Below are 5,816 nucleotides of genomic sequence, written 5' to 3' on the forward strand. Positions count from 1 at the left end.
GAGTTACGGCGGCAACAGCGGCAGGGAAACGCCCGGACCCATCCCGAACCCGGAAGCTAAGCCTACCAGCGCCAATGATACTGCCCATACGGGTGGAAAAGTAGGACACCGCCGAACACCCTTTAAGAATCACCCCCCACAATTGCGTGGGGGGTGATTCTCTTTTAGCGACTTTGTCATTCAATTCGGCATTTCTCGCGAATTGTCGAGTGTCGCCGTATCCTTTGCGAGACGGTGAGTAGAACAGGGAAGGCAGACGTGCCCCAGGACACGCAGCGCGGAGGCGACGACAAACGGCCCCGGCGTACACCCAGTGCCGGCGCGCCACGAAGGGGTTCTGACGCCGGCGTTCGTCGTGGCGCCCCCCGATCGTCGGGCCCCGACCGGGCCCGTCGCGTACAGCCGCGTTCCGACGATTCCCGTTCCGACAAGGACGCACCGCCAATCCCCGCAGACGTCGAGGCCAAGCAGCTGGCTCCGGACGTCCGCGGCGAGCTCATGACCCTCGACAAGCCAACTGCCGACTACGTGGCCAAACACCTCGTCGCGGCAGGCAACCTCCTCGAAGAGAATCCCGAAGTGGCGTTGAAGCACGCGCAGGCCGCGCGCACACGGTCCGGCCGCATCGCCGCCGTCCGTGAGGCCGTCGGCATCGCCGCCTATCACTGTGGTGACTGGGCACAGGCACTCTCGGAACTGCGCGCCGCCCGGCGGATGGGCAGCAAGTCACCGCTGCTGGCGATGATCGCCGACTGCGAACGCGGCGTCGGCCGCCCCCAACGCGCAATCGACCTGTCCCGTACCCCCGAGGCCGAGGAACTCACCGGCGACGACGCCGACGAATTGCGCATCGTCGTCGCGGGAGCCCGTTCGGATCTCGGTCAACACGAACAGGCACTCTCCGCACTCTCCACGCCGCCGCTGGACCCCGAGCAGACGGGGTTGACCGCGACGCGACTCTTCTACGCCTACGCCGACACCCTTCTGGCGCTTGGCCGCAATGACGAAGCACTGCAATGGTTCATCAACGCCGAGGCAGCCGACGTCGACGGCGTGACCGACGCCGACGAGCGGATCGCGGAGCTGAGCTGACGTGACGACACTCGCGCAGGAACACGACTGCCTGCTGCTCGACCTCGACGGCACCGTCTTCCGTGGGCAGCAGCCCACCGAGGGTTCGGTCGAGACCTTGGCCGCCGTCGAGCCCCGCACCCTGTTCGTCACGAACAACGCATCGCGCGGCCCCGACGAGGTCGCGAAGAACCTGGTGGCGATGGGATTTGCCGCCGAGTCCGACGACGTGGTCACCAGCGCGCAGAGCGCCGCACGGTTGTTGGCCGCCCAAATGGCTTCCGGCTCAGCAGTTCTGGTCATCGGCACCGAGTCGCTTGCCGACGAGGTTCGCAAGGTCGGGCTCGAGCCAGTTCGCAAGTTCGCCGACAAGCCGCACGCGGTCGTGCAAGGTCACTCGCCGCAGACCGGCTGGGCGGACCTCGCTGAGGCGGCGCTGGCCATCCGCGGCGGGGCCCTGTGGGTGGCCGCGAACGTCGACCGCACCCTGCCGTCCGAACTCGGTCTGTTGCCTGGCAACGGGTCGATGGTCGCGGCGCTCGAGACCGCGACCGACGAACGGCCGCAGGTGGCGGGCAAGCCTCAGCCACCGCTGCTGCTCGACGCGCTGGCCCGTGGGGACTTCGAGCGCCCGCTGGTGATCGGTGACCGACTCGATACCGACATCTCCGGCGCCAACGCCGCTGGGCTGCCGAGCCTACTGGTGCTCACCGGCGTCAGCACGGTCGCAGACATGGTCTACGCCGACGCCGCCGAGCGACCGAACTACCTGGCCGAGGATCTTCGATCGCTGAATGCGGACAGCAGCACGCTGCGGATCGCGCCGCACGCCGCGTGGCGTGTCGAGGTCGGCCCACAGGACGTCACGGTCTACTCGACCGGTCGCGAGGCCGAGGATCCCTTGAGCATCGTGCGCGCGGTCGCGAGCACTGTCTGGGGTTCGAGTGTGGATGGCGTGCGATTCGCCATTCTCGGCGGCGACCATGCGGCGCAGGAAGCGCTGGAGCGTTGGTCGTTGGCGGGTTCGGCCGATCAGATAGCGTGAGCGTCGAGATGACGACCGATCCCGACCAGATCCGCGCCCAGGTCGCGGCGTTGCTCGCCGAGCTGCCCGACCCGAATGCCGATGACGCTGCGCACGTCGACGTGGAGAACATCGCGGCACGCCTGGAGGAGGCACACGACCTGCTGGTCCGGGCGCTGGAATCCGTCGAGAGGTAAGCACACGTGACTCGGCACGCTCGCGTTGATGCCGAGCTGGTCCGACGCGGTCTCGCGCGGTCCCGCCAGCAGGCCGCAGAGCTGATCGGTGCCGGACGGGTCAGCATCGACGGCATGCCCGCCGCCAAGCCCGCGACGGCCGTCACCGTCGACACGAAGCTCACCGTCGCCGGCGCCGACGAACGCAGCTGGGTCTCGCGTGGCGCCCACAAGCTCATCGGCGCGCTGGATGCGTTCGGTGTCGCAGTCGAGGGTCGCCGCTGTCTGGACGCCGGCGCGTCGACCGGCGGTTTCACCCAGGTGCTGCTGGACCGCGGGGCAGGCCAGGTCGTCGCCGCCGACGTCGGTTACGGGCAGCTGGCGTGGCCGTTGCGGTCCGACTCCCGCGTGGTGGTCATGGAGCGCACCAACGTCCGCGGGCTGACCGCCGAGGCGATCGGTGGCCCGGTCGATCTGGTGGTCGCCGACCTTTCGTTCATCTCGCTGGCGACGGTGTTGCCCGCGCTGGTGTCCTGTGCGTCGGCGGACGCCGATATCGTTCCCATGGTGAAGCCACAGTTCGAAGTGGGCAAGGACCGCGTCGGAGCGGGGGGAGTCGTATCGGATCCCGAAATCAGGGCCGATGCGGTGCTCTCGGTCGCGCGCAGGGCCGCCGAACTCGACTGGCAGACCGTCGATGTGACGTCGAGCCCGCTGCCGGGTCCGTCGGGAAACGTCGAGTTCTTCCTGCGCCTGCGTGCGCAGACCGACCGTCCGCTCCTCGGCGAGTCCCTGGAGAACGCCGTGCGTCGAGCCATCCAAGAGGGGCCTCAATGACCTGCGAACGCCAAGTTCTGCTCGTCGTCCACACCGGTCGCGACGAGGCCACCGACACCGCTCGCCGCGTGGAGAAGGTGCTCCGTGAGAACGGGATCGGTCTCCGAGTGCTGGCCGCCGAACAGGTCGACCACCAGCCCTACTACCTGAGTGTCGAGGAGATCAACGCGCTCGACTCGGACATCGAGGTCGTCGACGCCGACGAACGCGCCGCCGAGGGATGCGAGATGGTGCTCGTCCTCGGCGGCGACGGGACGTTTCTGCGTGCCGCGGAACTCGCTCGCAACGTCGAGATTCCGGTGCTCGGCGTCAACCTCGGCCGCATCGGCTTCCTTGCCGAGGCCGAGGCGTCGGCGATCGACACCGTGCTGGATCAGGTGGTCAACCGCAGCTACAGCGTCGAGAAGCGCATGACGCTCGACATCGTCGTGCGCGTCGACGGGCAGATCAAGCAGCGCGGGTGGGCGCTCAACGAGGCCAGCTTGGAGAAGGGCCCTCGTCTCGGCGTGCTCGGCGTGGTGTTGGAGGTCGACGGTCGCCCGGTCTCCTCCTTCGGGTGCGACGGGGTGCTGGTCTCGACGCCGACCGGTTCCACCGCATATGCGTTCTCCGCGGGCGGTCCCATTCTGTGGCCAGACCTCGAGTCGATCCTGGTGGTGCCCAACAACGCTCATGCCCTCTTCGCGCGGCCGATGGTGACCAGTCCGGACGCGTCCATCGCCATCGAGGTCGAGGCAAGCGGGTACGACGCAATGGTCTTTTGCGACGGCCGCCGCGAGATGGTGGTGCCTGCCGGTGGACGCCTCGAGGTCACCCGGTGCGGCACATCACTGAAGTGGATCCGGCTGGATAGCGCACCGTTCACCGACCGACTGGTACGCAAGTTCCAGTTGCCCGTCACCGGCTGGCGGGGACGCAGTGCTCGCTGAGATACGCATCCAGGAGCTTGGCGCGATCAGGGCCGCTACCGCCGAGTTCGACCGTGGGCTGACCGTGCTGACAGGGGAGACCGGCGCGGGCAAGACGATGGTCGTCACCGGCCTGCACCTGCTCGGCGGCGCCCGCGCGGATGCCAGCCGGGTCAGGTCAGGCTCGGAACGCGCCGTCGTCGAGGGCCGCTTCACCACGACGGAACTCGTCGGCACCGTCGCCGAGCGCATTGACGAGATCCTGGACTCCTCGGGTGCCGACCGCGACGACGACGGCAGCGTCATCGCCGCGCGCTCGGTCAGCCGCGAAGGGCCTTCGAGGGCGTACCTCGGTGGGCGCAGCGTGCCAGCCAAGTCGCTCAGCACCTTCACCACCGAACTCCTTGCGCTGCATGGTCAGAACGACCAGCTGCGGTTGATGCGGTCCGACGAGCAGCGGTCGGCGCTGGACCGGTTCGCCGACGTCGATGCCCCCTTGGCGCGGTATCGCGGGTTGCGCGACGAGTGGCTGACCCGACGGCGCGATCTGGTCGACCGTCGGCAACGGGCGCGCGAGCTTGCGCTGGAGGCCGATCGGCTGCAGTTCGGGCTTGACGAGATCGACACCGTCGCGCCCCAGCTCGGTGAGGACGAGGCGCTGGTGGCCGAGATTCGCAGGCTGTCCGAGCTGGATGCGCTGCGAGACGCGGCACAGACCGCCCGCGTCGCACTGTCCGGCGAGTTGGACGAGCCTGCGCAGGGTGCGGTGTCGGCGGTCGACTTGATCGGCCAAGCCAAGGCGGCGTTGCAGGCGACCGATGACGCAGCCCTGCGATCGTTGGGTGACCGGCTCGGCGAGGCGCTCGCCATCGCCAGCGACGTGGCCGGTGAGCTGGCTGACTACCTCGCTGACTTGCCCAGCGATGCAAGCACTTTGGAAGGCAAGCTGGCCCGCCAGGGCGAGTTGCGAAACCTCACCCGCAAGTACGCGGCCGACGTCGACGGTGTCCTGGCGTGGGCCGAGGATGCCCGGACCCGGCTGGCCCAGCTCGACGTCTCCGAAGAAACTTTGGCAGCGCTCGCGAAACAGGTGGACGAACTCGAGGGCAGGGTCGTCGCGGCGGCCGCCGACGTCACGAAGGTCCGCACCAAGTCCGCCAAGGCGATGGCCAAGGCGGTCACCGCGGAGTTGGCCGGCCTGGCGATGTCGGGTGCCGGGTTCAGCATCGCGGTCGGGCCCTTGTCGGCGCGCGCCGATGATTCGGCGCCATTGAAACTGTCGTCCGGCGAGATCGTCCACGCCGGGCACGACGGGATCGACAGCGTCGAGTTCGGTTTCACGCCGCACTCCGGGTCCGATGTGCTGCCGTTGGCCAAGAGTGCCTCAGGCGGTGAGCTGTCCCGCGTGATGCTGGCCCTGGAGGTGGTGCTGGCCGCGTCGGCGGAGGGCACGACGATGGTGTTCGACGAGGTCGATGCGGGCGTCGGCGGGCGGGCCGCCGTGCAGATCGGGCGGCGGTTGGCGCGCCTGGCCCGCACCCATCAGGTCATCGTCGTGACCCACCTACCGCAGGTCGCCGCGTATGCCGACGTGCACCTCGTCGTCGACAGCAGTACCGGCAAGGGCAAGTCGAGTGAGGTGCGCCGCCTCGATGACGACGACCGCGTCGGCGAGCTGGCACGGATGCTCGCGGGGCTCGGGGAGTCGGACAGTGGGCGGGCGCACGCGAGGGAACTGCTCGACGGGGCTCAAAAGGAAGCGGCGGAGTAGGGATCCGAGGCCGAACCGACGACGTAATC

The 5,816-nt window shown here is 68.6% G+C and carries 6 protein-coding genes and 1 rRNA gene; all 7 read left to right on the forward strand.

The genetic code is table 11. The annotated features are described in order from the left end of the window. Nucleotides 1-4 precede the first annotated feature (4 nt). The 7 genes from rrf (at nt 5) to recN (ending at nt 5,787) form a co-directional block, all read left to right on the forward strand. A 5S ribosomal RNA gene (rrf, locus tag QOD90_RS01420) occupies nt 5-117 on the forward strand. Between the two features lie 141 nt (nt 118-258). Beyond that, complete coding sequence (locus QOD90_RS01425) at nt 259-1,092, forward strand: tetratricopeptide repeat protein (protein WP_526345944.1); 834 nt, start codon at nt 259-261, stop codon at nt 1,090-1,092. A gap of 1 nt (nt 1,093) precedes the next feature. Then, nucleotides 1,094-2,116, forward strand: coding sequence for an HAD-IIA family hydrolase (locus QOD90_RS01430; RefSeq protein ID WP_526345934.1), 1,023 nt, complete (start codon nt 1,094-1,096; stop codon nt 2,114-2,116). A gap of 8 nt (nt 2,117-2,124) precedes the next feature. Beyond that, complete coding sequence (locus QOD90_RS01435) at nt 2,125-2,292, forward strand: hypothetical protein (RefSeq protein WP_526345936.1); 168 nt, start codon at nt 2,125-2,127, stop codon at nt 2,290-2,292. Nucleotides 2,293-2,298: 6 nt separating this feature from the next. Then, nucleotides 2,299-3,108 carry a TlyA family RNA methyltransferase gene (locus tag QOD90_RS01440; protein ID WP_526345938.1) on the forward strand — a complete coding sequence of 270 codons (810 nt, stop codon included), beginning with the start codon at nt 2,299-2,301 and terminating at the stop codon, nt 3,106-3,108. After that, nucleotides 3,105-4,037 (forward strand): NAD kinase, encoded by a 933-nt coding sequence (locus QOD90_RS01445; RefSeq protein ID WP_526345940.1) that lies wholly within the window; start codon nt 3,105-3,107, stop codon nt 4,035-4,037. Before QOD90_RS01440 ends, QOD90_RS01445 begins: the two co-directional genes overlap by 4 nt. Next, nucleotides 4,027-5,787, forward strand: coding sequence for a DNA repair protein RecN (recN, locus tag QOD90_RS01450; RefSeq protein ID WP_526345942.1), 1,761 nt, complete (start codon nt 4,027-4,029; stop codon nt 5,785-5,787). Before QOD90_RS01445 ends, recN begins: the two co-directional genes overlap by 11 nt. The last annotated feature ends 29 nt before the right edge of the window (nt 5,788-5,816 follow it).

It is taken from the genome of Mycobacterium sp. (genome assembly GCF_032161845.1).
Classification (GTDB): domain Bacteria; phylum Actinomycetota; class Actinomycetes; order Mycobacteriales; family Mycobacteriaceae; genus Mycobacterium.